Origin of the sequence: Streptomyces sp. NPDC002884, assembly GCF_040295245.1 — a bacterium.
GTDB lineage: Bacteria > Actinomycetota > Actinomycetes > Streptomycetales > Streptomycetaceae > Streptomyces.
Genome location: NZ_JBEOVB010000001.1, coordinates 212,255 through 232,122 on the forward strand (window position 1 = coordinate 212,255; position 19,868 = coordinate 232,122).

The following is a 19,868-nucleotide window of genomic DNA, read 5'->3' on the forward strand; positions in this document are numbered from 1 at the left end:
GGGCTGCCTCGTGGGCGGGGCGTCCGGGCTACTCTGCCGCCGTGTCCCAGACCTCGCCCCTCGACGGCCTCCGCTTCTCCTTCGGCACCCTCACCGTGCTCCCGGTCAGGGTGACCCGCTGGGACCGGGAGGCCGCGCGCGGGGGCATGCTCGGCGCCCCCTTGGTCGGGCTGGTCGTCGGCGGCTGCGCGGCCGGCCTCGGCCTGCTGCTGCTGTACCTGGGCGCGAGCCCGCTGCTCGCCGCCGTCGCCTCCGCCGCCGTGCCCGCCGTCCTCACCCGCGGTCTGCACCTCGACGGGCTGGCCGACACCGCGGACGGGCTCGGCAGCGGCAAGCCCGCCGAGGACGCGCTGCGGATCATGAAGCAGTCCGACATCGGCCCGTTCGGCGTGCTCACGCTGCTCCTCGTGCTGCTCGCCCAGGTGGCCGCGCTGACACAGCTCTACGACACCTCGTGGGCGCTGGGCGCGGTGGCCGCCGTGGTCTCGGCGGCCACCGCCCGGCTGGCGCTGACCCTGGCGGCCCGCGCCGGGGTGCCGGCCGCGCGGCCGGAGGGGCTAGGGGCGGCGGTCGCCGGTGTGGTCCCGGTGCGGGGCGCGGTGCTCACCGCGGTCGCCGTCACGCTGGCGGCGGCGGTCGCGGGAGCGTGCTGCGGACCGTACGAGGGCGGTGTCGTCGTCCTGATCGGGCACGTCGGGCCGGGCCCCCTCTTCGAGCCGTACGACGCCGTCCAGCCGGCGCTCGCGGTCCTCGCCGCCCTCGCCGTCGCCGAACTGCTGCTGCGCCACTGCACGCGGCGCTTCGGCGGGGTCACCGGGGATGTCTTCGGCGGCCTCGCGGAGACGGCGGCGACCACCGCGCTCGTGGTGTTCTGCCTGGGGCGCTAGCGGGTCAGCACGCCTCCCGCCACACCCCCGGCTCGTACTTCTTCAGCAGTGAACTCAGGCGCAGTCTGCGGGAGTCGGCGCAGAACTCGCTCATGGGGAGTTCGTACTCGGCGCACTGTTCGTCGACCGCGAAGTCGAAGTCGTCGACGAGTTCCGGGATCTGGCCGAGGTCGTCCTTCAGTCCGACCGACACGCCCCGGTCGTGGGCGAGTTCGGCGATGAGGCGGTTCAGCGGAGCTGGTCGGCGACGGTGACCCGCCGACCGGCGCCCTCCTCGTCCGACCCGCCGCCCGACCCGCCGCCCGACCCGCCGCCCGGCCCTCCGCCCGGCCCGCCGTCCGGCACCCCACGACGATCGCCCATGTCCGCCGCCCGCCGTCTCCCCGGTCCGACCCGACGGGTGTGCCCCGGCTCATGGAATGCGAGGATCGAGAAGTGGCTACGACGCCACCGACAGGTGAACACGCGCGTGCATGAGCGACCGCACACGCACGCGTACGCTCATTCCGGGATTCGCCACGCCGGTTCGCCGCGCCGGTGAGGCACACCCCCGGATACGACCGCACCCACGACCCGGATCTAGGGTCGGTTGTCGGGCCCGGTCGACCCACACATTCCGGCCACCGCAACTCCACATCGGAAGCGAGATTTCACCACCGTGACTGCTCTCACTCTCAGCACCGCCGCGGCGCCCGGCCTCCGGGCCGACGCGATCGTGATCGGTGTCGCCAAGGGCGCGAAAGGCCCGATCGTTGCCCCAGGCGCCGAAGCCCTCGACAAGGCCTACGACGGCAGGCTCGCCGGCATCCTGGAAACCCTCGGTGCCTCCGGCGCCGAGGGCGAGGTGACCAAGCTGCCCGCACCGGCAGGTTTCAAGGCACCGCTCGTGCTCGCGGTGGGGCTCGGCCAGGAGCCCGGGACGGACGCCGGCTTCGACCCCGAGGCGCTGCGCAGGGCGGCCGGCGCGGCCGCCCGCACGCTCACCGGCGCCAAGAAGGCCGCCTTCGCCCTGCCGGTGACCGACGCCGCCGACATCGGCGCGATCGGCGAGGGCGTGGTGCTCGGCGCGTACTCCTTCGACACGTACAAGCAGAGCGGCAACGATGCCAAGGCCAAGAACGGCAAGGCGCCGCTCGCCGAGGCCGCCCTGCTCGGCGGGAAGCCGCGCGACGCCGCCCACAAGGCCGCGCTGCTGCGTGCCGCCGCCGTCGGCGAGGAGCTCAACCGCGCCCGCGACCTGATCAACATGCCGCCGAACGACCTCGACCCCGAGGCGTTCGCCGCTCTCGCCCAGACGGCGGCCAAGGAGCACGGCATCAAGGTGACGGTGCTCGACGAGAAGGCCCTCGCCAAGGGCGGCTACGGCGGCATCCTCGGCGTCGGCTCCGGCTCGGCCTCGGCCCCGCGCCTGGTGAAGCTCTCCTACACCTCCTCCAAGGCCAAGAAGAACCTGGCCTTCGTCGGCAAGGGCATCACCTACGACTCGGGCGGCATCTCGCTGAAGCCGGCCGGGCACAACGAGACGATGAAGTGCGACATGAGCGGTGCCGCGGCGGTCTTCGCCGCGGTCGTCGCCGCCGCGCGGCTCGGGCTCGAGGTGAACGTCACCGGATGGCTGGCGCTGGCCGAGAACATGCCCTCCGGCTCCGCCACCCGCCCGGGTGACGTGCTGCGCATGTACAGCGGCAAGACCGTCGAGGTCCTCAACACGGACGCCGAGGGCCGGCTGGTCCTCGCGGACGCGCTGTGGGCGGCCTCCGCGGAGAAGCCGGACGCCATCGTCGACGTCGCGACCCTGACCGGCGCGATGATGCTGGCGCTGGGCAGCCGGACCTTCGGGATCATGGCGAACGACGACGCGTTCCGCTCCGTGCTGCACGAGGCCGCCGAGGAGGTCGGTGAGCCGGCGTGGCCGATGCCACTGCCGGAGCACCTGCGCAAGGGCATGGACTCCAGCGTCGCGGACATCGCGAACATGGGTGAGCGGATGGGCGGCGGGCTGGTGGCCGGTCTCTTCCTGCGCGAGTTCGTGGGCGAGGGGATCACCTGGGCGCACCTGGACATCGCCGGGCCCGCGTTCAACGAGGGCGGACCCTTCGGGTACACGCCGAAGGGCGGCACCGGTACCGCTGTGCGGACGCTGGTGCGGCTGGCCGAGCTGACCGCCTCCGGCGACCTGGGCTAGTCCCTCGGGAGCAGGGGACTGTGCGCCTGATCACTCGGGCCGCATCCGTCATGCGGCGGGTGCGGCCCGATCGTGGCCGGTCGCGCAGTTCCCCGCGCCCCCGGGCGGGGCCGGTCCCCCTGTCACAAGTGAGCGTGGGGTGTCTCACACCCCGGCCCCGCGTCTCGTTCGCCTCCCGCAAGTGCGAAGATGGGCCTCGGCAGGACAGGGCCCCCACCACAGGGCCGAAGAAAGAGCGGCCGGACACCAGCCGCCGGCGGTCAGCGACGACCGGCGCACGGCACACATGCATGGAGGACGTGACGTGGCGAACGACGCCAGCACCGTTTTCGACCTAGTGATCCTCGGCGGTGGTAGTGGCGGGTACGCCGCGGCCCTGCGCGGGGCGCAGCTGGGCCTGGACGTCGCCCTGATCGAGAAGGACAAGGTCGGCGGCACCTGCCTGCACCGGGGTTGCATCCCCACCAAGGCCCTGCTGCACGCGGGCGAGATCGCCGACCAGGCCCGCGAGAGCGAGCAGTTCGGCGTCAAGGCCACCTTCGAGGGCATCGACGTCCCCGCCGTCCACAAGTACAAGGACGGTGTCATCTCCGGTCTGTACAAGGGCCTTCAGGGGCTGATCGCGTCCCGCAAGGTGACGTACATCGAGGGTGAGGGCCGTCTGTCCTCCCCGACCTCCGTCGACGTGGGCGGACAGCGCGTCCAGGGCCGTCATGTGCTGCTCGCGACCGGCTCCGTGCCGAAGTCGCTGCCGGGCCTGGAGATCGACGGCAACCGGATCATCTCCTCGGACCACGCCCTCGTCCTGGACCGCGTACCGAAGTCCGCGATCATCCTGGGCGGCGGCGTCATCGGCGTCGAGTTCGCCTCGGCGTGGAAGTCCTTCGGCTCCGACGTGACCGTGATCGAGGGCCTGAAGCACCTCGTCCCGGTCGAGGACGAGAACTCCTCCAAGCTTCTTGAGCGCGCGTTCCGCAAGCGCGGCATCAAGTTCAACCTGGGCACCTTCTTCTCCAAGGCCGACTACACCGCCGACGGCGTCAAGGTCACGCTGGCGGACGGCAAGGAGTTCGAGGCCGAGGTCCTGCTCGTCGCGGTGGGCCGCGGGCCCGTCTCCGCCGGTCTCGGCTACGAGGAGCAGGGCGTCGCCACGGACCGCGGCTACGTCCTGGTCGACGAGTACATGCGTACCAACGTCCCGACCATCTCCGCCGTCGGCGACCTGGTCCCGACCCTCCAGCTCGCGCACGTCGGCTTCGCCGAGGGCATGCTGGTCGCGGAGCGTCTGGCCGGTCAGAAGGTCGTCCCGATCGACTACGACGGTGTCCCCCGGGTGACGTACTGCCACCCCGAGGTCGCCTCCGTGGGCATCACCGAGGCCAAGGCCAAGGAGATCTACGGCGCGGACAAGGTCGTCGCTCTGAAGTACAACCTCGCGGGCAACGGCAAGAGCAAGATCCTCAACACCGCGGGCGAGATCAAGCTCGTCCAGGTGAAGGACGGTGCCGTGGTCGGCGTCCACATGGTCGGCGACCGCATGGGCGAGCAGGTCGGCGAAGCCCAGCTGATCTACAACTGGGAGGCGCTGCCCGCCGAGGTCGCGCAGCTCATCCACGCCCACCCGACGCAGAACGAGGCGCTCGGCGAGGCCCACCTGGCCCTGGCGGGCAAGCCGCTGCACTCGCACGACTGACCCTCGGTCGACCAAGCGACGACTCAGACTTCCGCAATTCGTAAGGAGCAACCGAAACCATGGCGGTTTCCGTAACCCTTCCGGCGCTCGGCGAGAGCGTCACCGAGGGCACTGTCACCCGCTGGCTGAAGGCCGAGGGTGAGCGCGTAGAGGCCGACGAGCCCCTGCTCGAGGTGTCGACCGACAAGGTCGACACCGAGATCCCCTCCCCCGCCGCCGGCATCCTGGCCTCCATCAAGGTCGCCGAGGACGAGACGGTCGAGGTCGGCGCCGAGCTGGCCGTCATCGACGACGGCACCGGCGCCCCGGCCGCCGCCCCGGCTCCGGCCGCCGAGGAGGTCGCGCCGCCGGCCCCCGAGCCGGCCCCGGCCGCCCAGCCCTCCACCGAGCAGGCGGCCCCGGCCCCGGCTCCCACCGCCGAGGCCGCAGCCGGCGGCGGCTCCGCCGAGGGCACGGACGTCGTCCTGCCCGCGCTCGGCGAGTCCGTCACCGAGGGCACCGTCACCCGCTGGCTGAAGCAGGTCGGCGAGGAGGTCACGGAGGACGAGCCGCTGCTCGAGGTCTCGACCGACAAGGTCGACACCGAGATCCCGGCGCCCGTCTCCGGTGTGCTGCTCGAGATCACGGTCGGCGAGGACGAGACCGCCGAGGTCGGCGCCAAGCTCGCCGTCATCGGCGCCCCGGGCGCGGCTCCGGCCGCCGCCCCGGCCCCCGCCGCTCCGGCCCCGGCCCCCGCCGCCGCTGCCCCGGCGCCCGCCCCGGCACCGGCTCCGGCCGCCCCCGCTCCGGCTCCGGCCGCTCCGGCGCCCGCCCCGGTCGCCGCCGCCCCGGCTCCGGCCGCCCCGGCCCCCGCGCCGGTCGCTCCGGCTCCGGTCGCCCCGGCCGCCCCCGCGCCCGCCGCTCCCGCGGGTGACGACGGCGCCTACGTGACCCCGCTGGTGCGCAAGCTCGCCGCCGAGAACGGCGTCGACCTGGCCGCCGTCAAGGGCACCGGTGTCGGCGGTCGTATCCGCAAGCAGGACGTCCTCGCCGCCGCCGAGGCCGCGAAGGCCGCCGCCGCGGCTCCGGCTCCGGCTCCGGCCGCCGCTGCCCCGGCAGCCAGGAAGACCCCGACGCTGGAGGCCTCTCCGCTCCGCGGCCAGACGGTCAAGATGCCTCGCATCCGCAAGGTCATCGGCGACAACATGGTCAAGGCGCTGCACGAGCAGGCGCAGCTGTCCTCGGTCGTCGAGGTCGACATCACCCGGCTGATGAAGCTCCGCGCGCAGGCGAAGGACTCCTTCGCGGCCCGCGAGGGCGTCAAGCTCTCCCCGATGCCGTTCTTCGTGAAGGCGGCGGCCCAGGCACTGAAGGCCCACCCGGCCGTCAACGCCCGGATCAACGTGGACGAGGGCACGATCACCTACTTCGACACCGAGAGCATCGGTATCGCGGTGGACTCGGAGAAGGGCCTGATGACCCCGGTCATCAAGCACGCGGGCGACCTGAACATCGCCGGCATCGCCAAGGCCACGGCCGACCTGGCGGGCAAGGTCCGCGCGAACAAGATCACCCCGGACGAGCTGTCCGGTGCGACCTTCACCATCAGCAACACCGGTTCGCGCGGCGCGCTGTTCGACACGATCATCGTGCCGCCGAACCAGGTCGCGATCCTCGGCATCGGCGCCACGGTCAAGCGTCCGGCCGTCATCGAGACGGAGGAGGGCACGGTCATCGGCGTCCGCGACATGACGTACCTGACCCTGTCCTACGACCACCGTCTGGTCGACGGCGCCGACGCGGCCCGTTACCTGACCGCGGTCAAGGCGATCCTGGAGGCCGGCGAGTTCGAGGTCGAACTCGGCCTCTGACCTCCCAGGGCTCGACAGCGGGTGCCCCCGTCCGGAACTCTCCGGGCGGGGGCTTCCGTCTGTCCGCTCCGGGCGGGACCTGTCCGGTACTGGTCTTTACAGGCAAGTCCCGGTGTGAACGTGTAAGTCTCGTCTCACCTGCTCGAAAGCGCCCCCGTGCGCCTCTCCTGCGCGGGCCCCCGGCCGTATTGTCTAAACGTCAAACGCCCCCGGAGGCCCGTGCGGCCCCTCTTCGAAGGAGCCTTCATGACCGCGCCCGTCGTCCACTCGCTGCGCGAACAGATCCGCGAGCACATCGTGGAGGGGATCGTCAGCGGGCGCTGGAAGCCGGGCGAGCGGATCGTGGAGCGCCGGATCGCGACCGAGCTGGAGGTCAGCCAGACTCCGGTGCGGGAGGCGCTGCGCGAGCTGGAGTCGCTGCGGTTGATCGAGTCCGCGCCGAACAAGGGCGTGCGGGTGCGCAACCTCACGGCCGCCGATCTGGAGGAGAGCTACCCCGTCCGGGCCGGTCTGGAGGCGATCGCGGCGGAGCTGGCCGCGCAGCGGCTGGCCGAGGACTGCTCGGCCCTCGAACCGCATGTCGCCGCGCTGTACGAGGCGGACCGCGCCGCGGACGGCACCGGCCAGGTGCGGCACACCGTCGGTTTCCACCGGGAGCTGGTCCGGGCGGCCGGCAACTCGGTGCTGCTGCACACCTGGGAGGGCCTCGGCATCGAGGTGTTCACGGCGCTGTCGATCCGCTGGCTGGGGACCGTGCAGCAGTCGTACGCGGAGGAGCACGAGGAGCTCGTCCAGGCGTTCCGGCGGCGGGATCCGAGGATCGCCGAGCTGGTGAAGGCGCATGTCCTCGGGTGTGCTCCCCGGGCGTAGGCCCCGCCCTGGTTCAGTGGAGCGTACACGCGCTCATACGTGGGCTCCGACCTGCGAGAACCGCTGATTTAGGCGGCACGGGGTGCCTGCCCGAAAGGCACCCCGTGCCTACTTTCTCGCAATCGAGAGGTTTTGCCCTTCAACCCTTTGATCGATCATCGATCAGGGGGTTACAGTCGCCGACGGGCCACGGACGGAGCCACACACGGCGCCGCACCGAAGCCCCACGCCCTGTCCTGCCAAAGACCAAGGGCACCCCCGAAACACCTCACAGGGAACCCCCTTCGACTGAGGAAGGCGGCGACATGACCGACCCCCAGGCCATCCAGCCGAGCGCGCTCGACCAGCTCCCCGACCGGGACCCGGAGGAGACCGCCGAATGGCAGGCCTCCCTGGACGCGGTCGCCAAGGCGGCCGGGCCGCACCGTGCGGCATACCTGATGCGCCGCACGCTGGAGCGTGCCGAGGGCAACGGCATCGCGCTGCCCAAGCTGCTCGAGACGGACTACGTCAACACCATCCCCACCGCCGCCGAGCCGTCCGCGCCCGGTGACGAGGGCATGGAGCGGCGGATCACCGCGTGGAACCGCTGGAACGCGGCCGCGATGGTGACCCGGGGCAGCAAACACGGCGTCGGCGGCCACATCGCCACCTTCGCCTCCGCCGCCTGGCTCTACGAGACCGGCTTCAACCACTTCTTCAAGGGCAAGGAGGCCGACGGCTCGGGCGACCAGCTCTACATCCAGGGCCACGCCTCCCCCGGCATCTACGCCCGCGCCTTCCTCGACGGCCGGCTGACCGAGCAGCACCTCGACAACTTCCGCCAGGAGGCGGGCGGCGAAGGCCTCCCGTCGTACCCGCACCCGCGCCGGCTGCCCTGGCTGTGGGAGTTCCCGACGGTGTCGATGGGCCTCGGCCCGCTCTCCGCCATCTACCAGGCGCGCTTCAACCGCTATCTCACCAACCGCGGCATCAAGGACGTCTCCGCGTCCCACGTGTGGGCGTTCCTCGGTGACGGCGAGATGGACGAGCCCGAGTCGACGGCGGCACTCGCACTCGCCTCCCGCGAGGGTCTCGACAACCTGACCTTCGTCATCAACTGCAACCTCCAGCGCCTCGACGGCCCGGTCCGCGCGAACTTCAAGATCGTGCAGGAGCTGGAGGCCCAGTTCCGCGGCGCGGGCTGGAACGTGATCAAGTCGCTGTGGGGCTCCGCCTGGGACGAGCTGTTCCAGCTCGACACCACCGGCGCGCTCGTGCGCCGGCTGCGCGAGGTACCGGACGCCCAGGTGCAGACGTACCAGACGCGTGGCGCGGCCTACATCCGCGAGGACTTCTTCGGCAAGGACCCGGCGCTCGCCGAACTGGCGAAGCTGCTGAGCGACGACAAGATCCTCGAGTGTTTCCACCTCTCCCGCGGTGGTCACGAGGCGCGCAAGGTGTTCGCGGCCTACAAGGCGGCCGTGGAGTTCAAGGGCGCCCCGACGGTCATCCTGGCCCAGACGGTCAAGGGCCACACCCTCGGCGAGGGCTTCGCGTCGAAGAACGCCAACCACCAGATGAAGAAGCTCTCGGTGGACGAGTTCAAGGCGATGCGCGACCTGCTGGAGCTGCCGATCCCGGACAGCCTGTTCGTCGACGGCGTGGTCCCCTACGGCCACCCGGGCGCCGACTCGCCCGAGGTCCGCTACCTCCAGGAGCGCCGCGCGGCCCTCGGCGGCCCGGCCCCGGCCCGCCGTACGCACGCGCTCGCCCCGCTGCCGGCCCCCGCCGACAAGACGTTCGCCTCCTTCGACAAGGGCTCCGGCGCGCAGAACATCGCCACCACCATGGCCTTCGTCCGGCTGGTCAAGGACCTGGTCCGCGACAAGGAGACGGGTAGGCGCTGGGTGCCGATCGTCCCCGACGAGGCACGCACCTTCGGCATGGAGAGCCTGTTCCCGTCGCTCGGGATCTACTCCCCCAAGGGCCAGACGTACGAGCCGGTCGACCGCGACCAGCTGATGTACTACAAGGAGGCCAAGAACGGCCAGATCCTCAACGAGGGGATCACCGAGGCCGGTTCGATGGCCGACTTCATCGCCGCGTCCACCGCGTACTCCACGCACGGTGAGGCGATGATCCCGTTCTACATCTTCTACTCGATGTTCGGCTGGCAGCGCACGGCCGACCAGATGTGGCAGCTCGGCGACCAGCTCGGCCGCGGCTTCCTCGTCGGCGCCACGGCCGGCCGTACGACCCTGACGGGCGAGGGCCTCCAGCACGCCGACGGCCACTCCCCGGTCATCGCCGCGACCAACCCGGCCGCCCTCAGCTACGACCCGGCGTTCGCGTACGAGATCGCGACGATCGTCAAGGACGGTCTGCGCCGGATGTACGGCGAGGCGGCACCGGGCGAGGACCCGAACGTCTTCTACTACCTCACCGTCTACAACGAGCCGATGCCGCAGCCGGCCAAGCCGTCCGCGACCGGTGTGGACGAGGGCATCCTCAAGGGCCTGTACCGCTTCAACACGGCGGAGTCGGCGGGCGTGGAGGTGGCGGCGGCCAACGCGCCGCGCATCCAGCTCCTCGGCTCCGGCACGGCGATCCACTGGGTCCTGAAGGCACAGCGGCTGCTCGCCGAGGAGTGGGGTGTGGCCTCCGACGTATGGTCCGCGACCTCCTGGACCGAGCTGCGCCGCGACGCGCTGGAGGCCGACGCGGCCCTCCTGCGCGGCGAGGAGCGCCTGCCGTACGTCCGTCAGGCCCTCCAGGGCGCCGAGGGCCCGGTCCTCGCGGTCTCCGACTACATGCGCCAGGTCCCGGACCAGATCGCGCAGTGGGTCGAGCAGGACTGGTCCTCGCTGGGCGCGGACGGCTTCGGCCTCTCCGACACCCGTGAGGCGGCCCGCCGCCACTTCGGCGTCGACGCGCAGTCGATCGTCGTCGCGGCCCTGGCCCAGCTCGCCCGCCGCGGCGAGGTCAAGGCGACCGCGGTGAAGGAAGCGCGCGAGCGCTACGGGCTGTAGGCCCAGAGGGTTTCGATGGTGAAGGGCCCGGCGGCCGAAACCCGCCGGGCCCTTCGCCTTTCCCCCGACCGGACGGTGGCGGGCCCGATGCGGCTGGTCGCGCGGGTCCCCGCGCCCCCCGAAGGGGCACGCCGGGCGGGCCTGTTCCGCGGTGGCGCGGGCCACTGTGCGACACAGCCCCGGACAGGCGCACCCGACCACCGGCAAGATGAGCGCATGCGCGCTGCCCGCCTCATCAAGATGGTGCTCCTCCTCCAGTCCCGGCCCACCATGACCGCGTCCGAGCTGGCCCGGGAGCTGGAGGTGTCGGAGCGGACCGTCACACGGGACGCGCAGGCGCTGTCCGAGGCGGGCGTGCCGGTGTACGCGGAGCGGGGGCGGGCGGGGGGTTACCGGCTCGTCGGGGGATACCGGACGCGGCTCACGGGGCTGGGGCGCGGCGAGGCCGAGGCGCTGTTCCTGAGCGGGGTGCCGGGGGCGCTGCGGGAGATGGGACTCGAGGACATCGCGTCGGCCGCGCGGCTGAAGGTGTCGGCGGCTCTGCTGCCCTCCCTGCGGGACGCCCCGCGTACGGCGGCGCAGCGGTTCCATCTGGACGCGCCCGCCTGGTTCAGCGAACCGGCGGCGCCGGCCCTGCTGCCGGTGATCGCGGACGCGGTGTGGGACGACCGGTGTGTGAGTGCCCGCTACCGGCGCGGGGAGAGCGAGGTGGTGCGGGAGCTGGAGCCGTACGGGCTCGTGCTCAAGGCAGGGGTCTGGTACCTGTGCGCCCGGGTCCGCGGGACGGGGACAGGGGCGGGCACGGGGACAAAGGCGGGGACAGGAACGGGGACGGGGGCGGGCACGGGGACGTTCCGGACCTACCGCATCGACCGGTTCGTCGGGGCCGACGTCCTGGAGGATCGTTTCAGCAGAGACGACGACTTCGATCTGCCCGAGTTCTGGGGCGCGCAGGCCGAACGGTTCGCGCGGTCGATCCTGCGGACCGAGGTGGTCCTGCGGCTCTCCGCGGCGGGGGTGCGCGACCTGGCGTACGCCGTGGACCCGGTGGCCGCCCGGGACGCGCTGGCGAGTGCCCAGGAGCCGGACGGGACGGGCTGGGTGACGGTCGCCCTGCGGGTCGAGTCGGAGGAGGTGGCGCGCACACAGCTCGCGGCGCTGGGGCCGGAGGCCGAGGTGCTCTCCCCGGCCACGCTGCGGGAGCGGTTCGCCGCGGAGGCGATACGGCTGACGGAGCTCTACGGGCGTCGGGAAGGGTGAGGATCCCGCTGGAATACCCGGCACTCCGGGTGCGTGGCGCCCTGCGAGGCACGATGCTGGACGCGTGATGGACGAGACGGAGTTCTGGGAGTTGGTCGACGCCTCCCGCGAGGCCGCCGGGGGCGACCCGGAGGAGCAGGCGGATCTGCTCGTGGAGCGGCTGGTCCGGCTGGACCCGGAGTCCGTGCTCGACTTCGCCCGGCACTTCGAGTCCCGCTACAACCGCGCCTACCGCTGGGACCTGTGGGGCGCTGCCTGGCTGCTGCTGGACGGGGCCAGCGACGACGCCTTCGACTTCTTCCGGTGCTGGCTGATCGGACAGGGCCGCGAGGTCTTCGAGGGGGCCCTGCACGGCGACCCGGACTCGCTCGCCGATCTGCTGGACGACTTCGACGAGGAGATCGACGGGGACGCCGAGGAACTCGGCTACGCGGCCGACGAGGCCTACGAGCAGCTCACCGGGACCGTCGCCCCGGACCTGGGCATTCCGCCCGCGTCCGCCGAACCGGAGGGCACGCCGGTCGCCTTCGAGAACGAGGGAGCGCTGGCCGAGCGGTATCCCCGGCTGTGGCAGCGCTTCAAGGAGTGACCCGGGCGACCCGGGCCGGAGGTCACGCGGCGAGCCTGCGGCGGGTGCTGTCCGTCGGGATGTACGCCTGCGACTGATCGACCCGCACCGCGTGGTGCATCGGCGCCTTGTTGGCCTGTTCCAGGGCGGAGGCGGTGGTCGCGGCCGGACCCAGGACGACCGCGGCGACGGCGCAGAGCACGGTCCAGGGGCTGCGCGCGGCCCTGGACCAGCCCGGGCTCTGCTCGGCGGTCCCCGCGCCGCCCGCGGTCCCCGCGCCGCCCGTGCTGCCCGTGGCTTCCGTGTTCCCGAAGTGCCCCGTGCTCCCCGAGTGCCCCGTGTTCCCCGTGTTCCCCGTGTTCCCCGAGTTTCCTGCGGACCGGTGGTTACGACTGCTGTTCATGATCCCCGCCTCCAGTCGGCTTGTGTTGTGCATGACCGTAGGACGCGGGGATGGGAGAACCCTGAACGCCGCCTAAGGCGTTCCTGTGAGACTCCGGACGGCCCGGGCGGCCGACCTGCCCTGGAGCCGGGCCGCCGTTTCACGGATCTCCGGCAGCCGCGCGGCGAGGGCGGCCCCGGGGCAGCTGGTCATGTAGCCGTCCCGGTGACCGGCCAGCGCGGGGAGCGTGGCGGTGATGCCGACGGCGAACCGGCTGCGGCTGTTGCTGGAGGTGAGCCGGACGTCCGCGCGCGGGTCGACGTCGGACAGCCCGAGCTTCCACGCGGTCAGGGCGGCGATGGCGTCGACCATCACCTGCGGCACCGGTACCCCGGCGGTGAACGTGCCGAGAGCGGCGATCCCGGCCGTGCGGTGGTTGAAGCCCTGGGTGTGGGCGCCGGTGACGGCCCGGTCCACGCCGCCCGCGCGGCCCTCGTAGATGGTGCCGCAGCGGTCGACGAGGAAGTTGTAGCCGATGTCGTCCCAGTCCCGGGCGCCGGTCTGGCCCGCGTACAGGGAGCGGATGATCCGGGGCGCGTCGGCGCAGGCATAGCCGTTGGGCGAGTCGGTGTGGTGCACGAAGACGGCGACGACCTTGTCGTCGTAGCGCGGGGGCGGCTGCGCCTGCCGGGCGAGGTCGTCGAGCCAGGCGGCGCGGGGCACGACGGGCGGCCGGAGCGCCGGGTGGGCGGCGGCGGGCCTGGCGGCCGGCGGGCGGGCTCCCGACGCGGCCGTGGCCGCGTGGTCGACACCGCCCGCGCACAGCCCCAGGGCGGCCACGGCGGCGAGCCCGGGCAGGCAGCCCAGGAACACGAGGAGCGGGCCCGGTATCCGCACCGGGCGCCGTCCTCTCGTTCCCCGCGCGCCGCGGGCGGCCGGTCGGAGGGGACACATGAACCCACTGTCGACCGGTTCCGGTCCGCCCGCGATGTGTGCTGTGCCACCCGGTGGAACCATCCTCCCGGTCCACGACGTTTTTCGGGGTACACGCACGCGTGGCCGATTCGGACGGTCACGCGCGCGTGATCGATGGGTAGCTGATCACTGGGCCCTTCCCGCACGTACTCACCGACCAGGGGCTCCGAGAGAAAGGCGGCCGTGTGGACCTGCTCGACATCCTGCTGGTGCTGGTGATCCTGGCCTACGCCGGTTCCGGCTACCGGCGTGGACTGGTGGCCGGCTGCGTCTCGCTCGCCGGGTTCGTGGGCGGCGCGGTGATCGGCGTGTGGGTCCTGCCGTGGCTGATGGATCTGGTGACGCCGGGGACCACGGCGGCGACGGTGACGGCGGTGTTCACGGTGCTCCTCCCCGCGGTGGCCGGCCACGAGCTGGCGGGACGGCTGGCGCTGCGGTTGCGGCGCGAGCTGGACCGTGGGCCGCTCAGGGTGGCCGACGGGGTCGGCGGGGCGGCGGCGAACGCGGTGGCGGTACTGATCGTGGCGTGGGTCGCGGCGAGCGTGCTGGGCGCGTCCTCGTCCCCGGTGGTCACGTCGTCCATACGGGACTCCCGGCTGCTGGGGGCCGTGCAGGACGCCATGCCGGACACCACGCCCACCTGGTTCGCGCGGGCCACCTCGGCGCTGACCCAGGCGGGCTTCCCGCAGGTCTTCAACCCCTTCGAGAACGAGTCGACGGCCGAGGTCGCCAAGCCCACCGGCGACAGCGTCACGCCGAGCGCGACCGAGGCGGCCAAGCGGAGCACGGTGAAGATCGAGGGCGTCTCGGGCGACCAGGGCCGCGAGGGCAGCGGCTTCGTGTACGCGAGCGAGCATGTGATGACCAACGCGCACGTGGTGGCGGGCATCGACGACCCGACCGTGCGGATCGGCGGCGTGGGCCGGTCGTACGACGCGCGCGTGGTGCTCTTCGACCCGGACAAGGACGTGGCCGTGCTGTACGTGCCGGACCTGAGGGCACCGGTCCTGAGCTTCGACGACGCCGCCTCGCGCGGGGACTCCGCGGTCGTCGCCGGCTATCCGCAGGACGGTGACCTGAACCTCCAGGCGGCGACGGTCGCGAACCGGGTGAAGGCGACCGGCCGGAACATCTACAACGACGAGATCGTCACCCGGGAGATCTACTCGATCCGCTCCACCGTCCGCCCCGGCAACTCCGGCGGCCCCCTGCTGACCACCGCGGGCCGGGTCTACGGCGTCGTCTTCGCCCGCTCCACCTCAGACGACGAGACGGGGTACGTGCTCACGGCGGCCGAGGTGGCCGGCGACGCCGAGCGGGCGGCGAAGGCGACCGAGCCGGTGGACACGGGGAGACTGACGACCTCCTGAGCCGCGCGCGGCGCTCTACAGCGGGCGCCCCATGAACACGTCGTCCACGTACTCGCCGCCCAGCCAGAACTCCTGTGGCAGGACGCCCTCCACCACGAACCCCTCGGACTCGTAGAGCCGCCGGGCCGGGGTGTTGGGGCCGAGGACGCGCAGGGTGATCCGGCGGGCGCCCTGCCGGCGGGCCTCCTCCAGGGCGGCCCGGATCAGCGCCCGTCCGACGCCCCGGCGGCGCCCCTCGTCGAGGACGGCGAGGCCCTGTATCTGCCGGACGTGCGCGTTGCAGGCGAGCGAGGTGGACAGGGCGAGGCGGACGTAGCCGACGACACGGCCGTCCAGCTCGGCGACCAGATAGTCCCCGGGGACGTGGCGCTCGTCGAAGAAGGGGTCGTACGGCGGCTCCGGCTCGGGCATGACCGCGTGCAGCGGGGACCAGGTCAGCCGGTCGACGAGGGCCAGCGACTCGGCGTCGGCGGGCCGTGCGGTACGGATGCGGGGCGCGGAGGGTTCGGGCATGGCCGTCACCCTATGGCGGGGAGCCGGTGGCCGGACCGGGGTTTTCTCCGGCCACCGGGCAGGATGGCCGCATGGAACGTGAGCGAATCGCGGTGGCCGGTGCTTCCGGCCTGATCGGCAGCGCCCTGGTGCGGTCCCTGACCTCGGACGGGCACCGGGTGGTACGCCTGGTGCGGCATGCGCCCCGGGGCGCGGACGAGGTGCGCTGGGATCCCGAGCGGGGGCAGGTGGACACGGCCGGGCTCGCCGGGTGCGCCGCCGTGGTCAACCTGGCCGGGGCGGGGGTCGGCGACCGGCGCTGGAGCGAGGCGTACAAGAAGCGGATCCACGACAGCCGGGTGCACGGTACGACGGCGCTGGCGAAGGCCGTCGCCTCGCTCGACGAACGGCCGCGGGTCTTCGTGAACGGCAGCGCGATGGGCCTGTACGGCGAGACGGGCGAGCGGGTCGTGGACGAGGACTCGCCCGCCGGGAGCGGCTTCCTGCCGGAGCTGTGCGTGGAGTGGGAGGCCGCCGCGGACCCCGCCCGGGAGGCGGGCGTCCGTACGGTCCTCACCCGGACCGGGCTGGTCGTGGCGCGCGGCGGCGGGGCCTGGGGCAAGCTGTTCCCGCTCTTCACGGCCGGGCTCGGGGGACGGATGGGCGACGGCCGGCAGTACTGGTCGTACATCGCGCTGCACGACGAGGTGGCGGCGATCCGGCATCTGCTCGGCCGGGACGATCTGTCGGGACCGTTCAACCTGACCGCGCCCGAGCCGCTGACGAACCGGGAGATCACCGAGGCGATGGGGCGGGTGTTGCGCCGGCCGACGCTGTTCGCGGTGCCGGCGCCGGTGCTGCGCTCGGTGCTGGGCGAGATGGCCGGGGACGTGCTGGGCAGCGCGCGGGTGGTGCCGAAGCGGCTGCTGGAGTCCGGGTTCACCTTCGCGTTCCCCGGGATCGAGGACGCCATCCGGGCAGCCTGATCCTTCACGTGACCGTATGCGACCGGCGTGCGACCGTGCCCTGTCCATGCGCGACTGTTCCTGACCGATCACGGCCCTAACCTCGACCCGAACTCGGGTATCCGGGACGGCTGTTGGGGGCATGACGTCTCCACCGGCCGCGCAACCTCGAGGAGGGGCACGTGCTTGAGCCCGCGTATCAGGCAGACGTCGTCGTAGTGGGAGCCGGTGTCGCCGGACTCTCCGCCGCGCACCGACTGGCCAGCGCAGGAGTAACGACCGCAGTCCTGGAGGCCGCTCCTTACGTGGGCGGCCGTATGTCGACGGAGAAGGTCGACGGGTTCCGGCTCGACCGCATCGGGCAGCTGCTGTCCACGGCGTATCCGGAACTGGCCGGGACACCGGGGCTGGACGCGCTCGTGCTGCGTCCGTTCGCGCCGGGGGTCCTGCTGCACAGCGACGGGCGCCACCACCGCGCGGGAGCGCAGGCGGGCGCGGGGAGCGCAAGGGGCGCATTGCACGCCGTACGCGCCCTGGCGAGCGTTCCCCGGCCGGGCGCGCTGCCCAGACCGCGCGCCGGCGGCTCCCCGGCGGCGCAGGTACGGCCGGCGCCCCCGCCCAGGGTCCGGGCGGGCGCGCCGCTGGGCACCGCCGTGGACCAGGCCCGGCTGGGCGCCGCGCTCACCCGGCTCGCGGTCACCCCCGCCGAACGGCTGATGCGCCGCCCTGAGTCGGCGGCCGCCCAGGCCCTCGCGGCCCGTGGTCTGCCCGCCCGCACGATCGACGGCTTCCTGCGTCCGCTGCTCGCCGCGCTGCTCTGCGACCCGGACCTCACCACCTCCAGCCGGTGCGCGGACCTCGCGCTGCGCGCGTTCGCGGCCGGCCGGCTGGCGCTGCCGGAGGGCGGGGCCGAGGTGCTGCCCGAGCTGCTCGCGCGGACGCTGCCGCCGGGCACCGTGCACACCGGGGTGCGGGTCACGTCGGTCTCCACGACCTCCGTGACCACCGCCGAACACGGCGAGTTCCGCTGCCGCGCCGTGCTGGTCGCCACCGACGCGCGCACCGCGGCGGTGCTGCTGCCCGGGCTGCGGGTGCCCGACTTCCATCCGGTGACGGTCGTCCACCACACGACGGACGACCCGCCCGCGACCGGTGCGTCGCTGCTCCTCGACGCCGACCGGGGCGGGCCGGTCGCGCACACGGCCGTGGTCAGCCGCGTCGACCCCAGCCGCGCGCCCGCGGGACGCGCGCTGATCTCGTCCACCGTCCTAGGCACACCGCCGCCGGGCGTCGACACCGCCGTACGCATGCATCTGTCCCGGCTGTACGGCACCTCGACCGCGCGCTGGGAGACGCTGGCCGTGCATCACACCGCCGAGGCGGTGCCGGCGATGCGGGCGCCGCACGACCTGCGGCGGGCGGTGCGGTTGCTGGCGGGCCTGTACGTGTGCGGCGACCACCGGGACACCAGCACCGTGCAGGGCGCGCTGCACTCGGCGCACCGGGCCGCGACGGCGATCGTCTGCGATCTGGGCGCCGCCGGTTCCCTGCACGCCGCCGAACCGTTGCCGACGGCCCGCCAGGAGCGGGCCGCGGCATGACCGGCCCCGGCCCCGGGGGCTCCGGCCCCGGGGCCCCGGCCGAGACCGCCCACCACCCGACCCCGTAGGTCGCAAGGCAGCGTCAGGACACGTGAGCCCGACCGGCGTTCGGGGGCCTGGGGACGGCGGGGGGCGGCGGGGCGGGGCCCCCTCGGGTCGGCGGGGCCCCCTCGGGGCCGGGTGGGGGTCAGCCCAGGGCCGCGACCTTGTCGCGGTAGGTGCGGGCCGGGGCCGCGTCCTTGTACGGCTCCAGTCTGCGTTCGAAGTCCCGGACGTACTCCAGCGCCCGGACGGACCGCATCTCCGCGGCCTGCCCGGCGGCCTCCGCGGCCAGCTGGCAGGCCTGGTCGAGTTCGCCGAGGCCGAGCCGGGCGGAGGCGAGGACGACCCGGCAGAACAGCCGGCTGCGGGCGTGCGCGGCGGGACGCAGCTGGAGCGAGCGTTCGGCGTGCTGGGCCGCCGCCCGGAACTGCTGAAGGTCGCGATGGCAGTGCCCGAACTCGTCGGCGAGCTGCGCCTCGTCGAAGAAGCGCGCCCAGTGCGGCACCTCGTCGCCGGACTTGGCGGCCTCCAGCGCCCGTTCGGCGCGGACGAGGGCGGCGGTCGAGGCACGCACCTCGCCGAGCACCCCGTGCCCGCGCGCCTCCGCCGCGTGCAGCAGCGCCTGCACGACGGCCGGGGCGCCCGTGCCGACCCCCTGCTGGGCCACCCGCGCGAGCTGCACGGCCTCGCGCCCGTGGCCGAGATAGACGGCCTGGCGGCTCATGGTGACGAGCACGAAGGAGCCGTACGCCCGGTCCCCGGCCGCCTGGGAGAGGCGCAGGGCCTGGACGAAGTAGCGCTGGGCCAGACCGTGCGCGGCGATGTCGAAGGAGGTCCAGCCCGCGAGGCGGGTCAGGTCGGCGGCCGCGCCGAACAGACGTCGGCCGGTCTGCTCGCCGTAGGCGCCACGCAGCATCGGCTCGCACTCGTGCTCCAGGTAGCGCACGAGGGCCTGGCGGGCGTGACCGCCGCCGTACCGGTCGTCGAGGGTGCGGAAGAGCTCGCCGACCGAGCGGAGCGCGGAGATGTCGCCGCCGGTGACCCGCTGGCCGAGGCCGCGGTCACTGCCCTGGCCGCGCTGCCGGGGGACGGCCGCCGGACCCGGCAGCACCTGGACCGGCGCCACCGTGGGCTGCGTGGACGAGGGCTGCTGGAGCACGGCGGGCCGGTGCGCCGGACGGCCCTGGACGGGTACCCGGGCGGGCGGCTCGCTGCGGGCGACCTTCTCGTCGGCCCGCCCGATCAGCCAGTCGCGGCTCGGCACGACGAGCCCCGCCGGGGTGAAGGCGATCTTGCGGAGCTCGGCGTGGCTGCCGGAGTCCTTGCGCCACAGGCCGCCGACGATGTCGATGGCCTCCTCGGGCGTGCCGGCGAACTCCAGGCCCGCGTAGACGGGGGCACAGGCGTCCAGGCCGAGGTCCTGGGCGGTGAGGCGCCGGCCCAGACGCCGGGTGAAGACCTCGGCGATGAGCGCGGGGGTGGTGCCCCGGGGCTGCTGCCCACGCAGCCACCGGGTGACGGACGTCTTGTCGTATCTGAGGTCCAGCCCGTGTTCGAGGCCGAGCTGATCGACGCGACGGGCCAGTCCCGCGTTGGAGAAGCCCGCTTCTGCGATGAGCGCGGCGAGCTGGCGGTTGGGCGTGCGCTGCGCGGGTCGTTCCGTCATCTGCGGTGCGGTCTCCTGCCTCCCGGGCCTTTGACGTGCCCGGATGAAGTG

General features: G+C 73.2%; 15 protein-coding genes and 1 pseudogene. 11 read left to right on the top strand and 5 right to left on the bottom strand.

Features of this window, described 5'->3' with window-relative positions:
• The first annotated feature begins 41 nt into the window (after window positions 1-41).
• Window positions 42-887 carry an adenosylcobinamide-GDP ribazoletransferase gene (locus ABT070_RS00970; RefSeq protein ID WP_351752801.1) on the top strand — a complete coding sequence of 282 codons (846 nt, stop codon included), beginning with the start codon at window positions 42-44 and terminating at the stop codon, window positions 885-887.
• A 4-nt stretch (window positions 888-891) separates the two neighbouring features.
• On the opposite strand, the pseudogene ABT070_RS00975 reads toward ABT070_RS00970, so the two are convergent.
• Window positions 892-1,151 (bottom strand): annotated as a pseudogene (locus ABT070_RS00975) (endo alpha-1,4 polygalactosaminidase); the annotation flags it as partial.
• 394 nt (window positions 1,152-1,545) lie between these two features.
• Between ABT070_RS00975 and ABT070_RS00980 the strand changes: the two are divergent.
• From ABT070_RS00980 to ABT070_RS01010, 7 genes are all read left to right on the top strand, one after another.
• Window positions 1,546-3,072, top strand: coding sequence for a leucyl aminopeptidase (locus ABT070_RS00980; RefSeq protein ID WP_351752803.1), 1,527 nt, complete (start codon window positions 1,546-1,548; stop codon window positions 3,070-3,072).
• Window positions 3,073-3,376: 304 nt separating this feature from the next.
• Window positions 3,377-4,765, top strand: a complete 1,389-nt coding sequence (gene lpdA / locus ABT070_RS00985) for a dihydrolipoyl dehydrogenase (protein WP_351752805.1) — start codon at window positions 3,377-3,379, stop codon at window positions 4,763-4,765.
• Window positions 4,766-4,824: 59 nt separating this feature from the next.
• Complete coding sequence (gene sucB / locus ABT070_RS00990; RefSeq protein WP_351752808.1) at window positions 4,825-6,615, top strand: 2-oxoglutarate dehydrogenase, E2 component, dihydrolipoamide succinyltransferase; 1,791 nt, start codon at window positions 4,825-4,827, stop codon at window positions 6,613-6,615.
• A gap of 246 nt (window positions 6,616-6,861) precedes the next feature.
• Complete coding sequence (locus tag ABT070_RS00995; RefSeq protein ID WP_314222705.1) at window positions 6,862-7,485, top strand: GntR family transcriptional regulator; 624 nt, start codon at window positions 6,862-6,864, stop codon at window positions 7,483-7,485.
• Between the two features lie 305 nt (window positions 7,486-7,790).
• Complete coding sequence (gene aceE, locus ABT070_RS01000; protein ID WP_351752811.1) at window positions 7,791-10,496, top strand: pyruvate dehydrogenase (acetyl-transferring), homodimeric type; 2,706 nt, start codon at window positions 7,791-7,793, stop codon at window positions 10,494-10,496.
• A gap of 216 nt (window positions 10,497-10,712) precedes the next feature.
• A complete protein-coding gene (locus ABT070_RS01005; protein ID WP_351752814.1) occupies window positions 10,713-11,756 on the top strand; it encodes a helix-turn-helix transcriptional regulator in 1,044 nt (347 codons plus the stop codon).
• 67 nt (window positions 11,757-11,823) lie between these two features.
• Window positions 11,824-12,345, top strand: coding sequence for a DUF4240 domain-containing protein (locus tag ABT070_RS01010; protein WP_351754381.1), 522 nt, complete (start codon window positions 11,824-11,826; stop codon window positions 12,343-12,345).
• Between the two features lie 22 nt (window positions 12,346-12,367).
• On the opposite strand, the gene ABT070_RS01015 is transcribed toward ABT070_RS01010, so the two are convergent.
• Complete coding sequence (locus ABT070_RS01015) at window positions 12,368-12,727, bottom strand: hypothetical protein (protein WP_351754464.1); 360 nt, start codon at window positions 12,725-12,727, stop codon at window positions 12,368-12,370.
• 72 nt (window positions 12,728-12,799) lie between these two features.
• Complete coding sequence (locus ABT070_RS01020) at window positions 12,800-13,579, bottom strand: peptidoglycan recognition protein family protein (protein ID WP_351754383.1); 780 nt, start codon at window positions 13,577-13,579, stop codon at window positions 12,800-12,802.
• Between the two features lie 287 nt (window positions 13,580-13,866).
• Here ABT070_RS01020 and ABT070_RS01025 point away from each other — a divergent pair, with 287 nt between their 5' ends.
• Complete coding sequence (locus ABT070_RS01025) at window positions 13,867-15,051, top strand: MarP family serine protease (protein WP_351752817.1); 1,185 nt, start codon at window positions 13,867-13,869, stop codon at window positions 15,049-15,051.
• Window positions 15,052-15,066: 15 nt separating this feature from the next.
• On the opposite strand, the gene ABT070_RS01030 is transcribed toward ABT070_RS01025, so the two are convergent.
• The gene (locus tag ABT070_RS01030) at window positions 15,067-15,564 is read right to left on the bottom strand and encodes a GNAT family N-acetyltransferase (protein WP_351752820.1); all 498 of its coding nucleotides are present in this window, start codon (window positions 15,562-15,564) and stop codon (window positions 15,067-15,069) included.
• Window positions 15,565-15,635: 71 nt separating this feature from the next.
• Between ABT070_RS01030 and ABT070_RS01035 the strand changes: the two genes are divergently transcribed.
• The gene (locus ABT070_RS01035; protein WP_351752822.1) at window positions 15,636-16,529 is read left to right on the top strand and encodes a TIGR01777 family oxidoreductase; all 894 of its coding nucleotides are present in this window, start codon (window positions 15,636-15,638) and stop codon (window positions 16,527-16,529) included.
• Between the two features lie 161 nt (window positions 16,530-16,690).
• Window positions 16,691-18,109, top strand: a complete 1,419-nt coding sequence (locus ABT070_RS01040; RefSeq protein ID WP_351752825.1) for an NAD(P)/FAD-dependent oxidoreductase — start codon at window positions 16,691-16,693, stop codon at window positions 18,107-18,109.
• 187 nt (window positions 18,110-18,296) lie between these two features.
• On the opposite strand, the gene ABT070_RS01045 is transcribed toward ABT070_RS01040, so the two are convergent.
• Entirely contained in the window at window positions 18,297-19,817 is a 1,521-nt protein-coding gene (locus ABT070_RS01045; protein WP_351752827.1) for an NsdA family TPR-like regulatory protein, read from the bottom strand.
• Between the last annotated feature and the right edge of the window lie 51 nt (window positions 19,818-19,868).

Bases quoted from the DNA above. Each gene is read 5' to 3' on its own strand.
- sucB (WP_351752808.1), top strand. From the start codon at position 4,825: ATGGCGGTTTCCGTAACCCTTCCGGCGCTCGGCGAGAGCGTCACCGAG.
- ABT070_RS00995 (WP_314222705.1), top strand. From the start codon at position 6,862: ATGACCGCGCCCGTCGTCCACTCGCTGCGCGAACAGATCCGCGAGCAC.
- ABT070_RS01035 (WP_351752822.1), top strand. From the start codon at position 15,636: ATGGAACGTGAGCGAATCGCGGTGGCCGGTGCTTCCGGCCTGATCGGC.
- ABT070_RS01005 (WP_351752814.1), top strand. From the start codon at position 10,713: ATGCGCGCTGCCCGCCTCATCAAGATGGTGCTCCTCCTCCAGTCCCGG.
- ABT070_RS01015 (WP_351754464.1), bottom strand. From the start codon at position 12,727: ATGAACAGCAGTCGTAACCACCGGTCCGCAGGAAACTCGGGGAACACG.
- ABT070_RS01030 (WP_351752820.1), bottom strand. From the start codon at position 15,564: ATGCCCGAACCCTCCGCGCCCCGCATCCGTACCGCACGGCCCGCCGAC.
- ABT070_RS01045 (WP_351752827.1), bottom strand. From the start codon at position 19,817: ATGACGGAACGACCCGCGCAGCGCACGCCCAACCGCCAGCTCGCCGCG.
- aceE (WP_351752811.1), top strand. From the start codon at position 7,791: ATGACCGACCCCCAGGCCATCCAGCCGAGCGCGCTCGACCAGCTCCCC.
- ABT070_RS01010 (WP_351754381.1), top strand. From the start codon at position 11,824: ATGGACGAGACGGAGTTCTGGGAGTTGGTCGACGCCTCCCGCGAGGCC.